Consider the following 2,393-nt stretch of genomic DNA (forward strand, 5'->3'; position numbering starts at 1 on the left):
CACACCGACCAGCCGGGGCACGATCTTTCATCAGGACTCGATGTCCAGGAACGACGAGTGCTCACCAACTGGCGGCTACCTACCCACCAGGAGTTTGCCGGATGGCTCACTCCCAGAACTCATTAGGATCGGCTCATGCGCTACCTGAGGCGGGGCGGTCACCCCACCGCTCGGCGTGGTACCGCTGCTCCCCCAGCGGGTGGCCGGGCACCTTGATACAGCGCTGACCGGGCAGGGAGCCGCACACCGGGCAGTGGCGCAGTAGGGGGTGGACCATCTGGGGGTATCCCATCTGCACCAGGGAGTCGACGATGCGGTCGGCCGCCCGGTGCAGGCTGTCGTCGTCGTGCGTCACGGCCCGATGGTGCACCTCGAATAGTGCCTCCCCAAGGGACAGCAACGCGGAAACCGCGTTCTCGTCGTAGCCCCGCTCCCGCAGGAGCCGGATGACTTCGGCGGTTTCCTGCTCCGAGGGGAAGTTCGGGTTCTCGTTCGGTCGCGGCATGGCTTCCATTTTCCCGTGGTCCCGGCTGCCGGGTCCCGGTATTCCTGTCATCGGTGCGGCTCCCCCGGTCCGGTACGGATCTTTGCCCGAAGTGACCCCCAAATACTCCAGCCGGAGATGTTGATCAGGGCTCGGTGAGGGCTTGGCGAGCGTAGTGGCTGGCTCGGGCTCGGGCTTGGTGGCGCCGTCGCCAGATCGACCATTTCAGCTGGTCAGCGTGGCGTCGGCTGGGTTCGATGACCAAGGCGTTGAACAGACGGTGGAGTTCGTTGACGGTCACCGGGATCAGATCATCTGGGCTGGTGGAGCGGGTGCTGGCTATGGCAGCGGCGAGGAAGGCGTGGGCGAGGATCGCCAGGGCGGTCCTGGACGGTGTTTTCGGCACCTACAGGCTTGTGTGGGCGCCTGCCCGAACGTGCGCAGGTCCAGTCCGTCGCCAGCAGCACCTGTCCTTGACGGATCCACCGTCGACGTGCGGTCAGGCCGGGGCGGTCGCCGCCAGAAGCGCGCGCAGCTCGCGGACCGCTGCCCGCCCGGCGCGGTTCGCGCCGACTGTGCTCGCTGACGGCCCGTAGCCGACGAGGTGGATCCGGGGGTCGGCGACCACTCGGGTGCCGTCGACGACGATGCCGCCGCGGGGCCCCCGCAGCCGCAGCGGGGCCAGGTGGTCGAGCGCCGGCCACCTGAAGCAGATCGCTCGATTCCGCTGCCGCAAGTAGCGCCGGACGTGACAGCCGCGTACGTGCTGGGATCCTGGAGCTGATCCGCTGCGACCCGGTCGAACTCGACCAGGTCGGCGCCGCGGTGGACGACGTCGACCGCCGAGTCGCCGCCGAGAACCGAGCGGGCCAGGGCTGGGTTCGGCGGGTACGTCCGGGCGGTGTGACATCCATCGCCCGTGGGAAGGCCCGGGTGAGCCTGAGACGTTGTCCGGCACATGCCGGAGACGGATGTGGTGGTTATCGGGGCCGGACAGGCGGGGCTGTCCGGCGCGTACCACCTGCGCTCCTCCGGTCTTGACTTCGCCGTGCTGGACGCCAACCCGGCACCCGGCGGGGCCTGGCAGCACCGGTGGCCGACGCTGCGCATGGCGACCGTGCACGGGATCTTCGACCTGCCCGGCATGCGCTTCACGCCTCCGCCGCCGGACGAGCCAGCCGCCGACGCGGTGCCGGCCTATTTTACCGCCTTTGAGAGGGAATTCGGCATCGACGTGCGGCGGCCGGTCGCCGTCACAGCCGTCCGGGACGCCCGAGACGGACGCCTTCTCGTCGAATCCGACGACGGCACCTGGACCACCCGTGCAGTGATCAACGCCACCGGAACCTGGACCAGGCCATTCGTGCCGTACTACCCAGGACAGGAAACGTTCCACGGGCGGCAGCTGCACACCGCCCACTACCGGGGACCGGCGGAATTCGCAGGGAAGCGAGTGGTTGTCGTCGGGGGCGGAACGTCGGCCGTGCAGCTCCTGGTCGAGATCGCCGACGTCGCGGCGACGACGACCTGGGTCACCCGCCGGCCGCCGGTGTTCCGGGACGGGCCGTTCACGCCGGACTACGGACGCGAGGTGGTCGCCAAGGTGGAGGCACGGGTACGGGCCGGCCTGCCCCCGAGAAGCATCGCCAGCGCGACCGAGCTGTCGTGGACACCGCAGCTGCTCGAAGCCCGGGAACGCGGTCTCCTCCTACGCCGGCCGATGTTCGACCGGATCGTCCCCGACGGCGTCCAGTGGCGCGACGGCACGAAACAGGACGTGGACGTCATCCTCTGGTGCACCGGCTTCCGGCCGGCGCTCGACCACCTGGCCCCGCTGCGGCTGCGGGGGCCCCGCGGCGGCATCGTCGTCGACGGCACCCGAGTGGTCGCCGACCCCCGGATCCACCTC

At 69.7% G+C, this 2,393-nt stretch carries 3 protein-coding genes; 1 reads left to right on the top strand and 2 read right to left on the bottom strand.

Features of this window, described 5'->3' with window-relative positions; all coding sequences use genetic code 11:
- Positions 1–133 precede the first annotated feature (133 nt).
- The gene (locus DKL51_RS33345) at positions 134–505 is read right to left on the bottom strand and encodes a zinc finger domain-containing protein (RefSeq protein ID WP_123809787.1); all 372 of its coding nucleotides are present in this window, start codon (positions 503–505) and stop codon (positions 134–136) included.
- Positions 506–983: 478 nt separating this feature from the next.
- Positions 984–1,220 (bottom strand): hypothetical protein, encoded by a 237-nt coding sequence (locus DKL51_RS33355; RefSeq protein WP_260428766.1) that lies wholly within the window; start codon positions 1,218–1,220, stop codon positions 984–986.
- A 222-nt stretch (positions 1,221–1,442) separates the two neighbouring features.
- Here DKL51_RS33355 and DKL51_RS33360 point away from each other — a divergent pair.
- A partial coding sequence (locus DKL51_RS33360) for an FAD-dependent oxidoreductase (protein ID WP_148097933.1) occupies positions 1,443–2,393 on the top strand: 951 nt, incomplete at its 3' end.

The organism is Micromonospora globispora (genome assembly GCF_003857015.1).
Classification (GTDB): Bacteria; Actinomycetota; Actinomycetes; order Mycobacteriales; family Micromonosporaceae; genus Micromonospora; species Micromonospora globispora.

Coding starts and splice junctions, on each gene's coding strand:
- DKL51_RS33345 (WP_123809787.1), bottom strand. CDS start 505: ATGCCGCGACCGAACGAGAACCCGAACTTCCCCTCGGAGCAGGAAACC.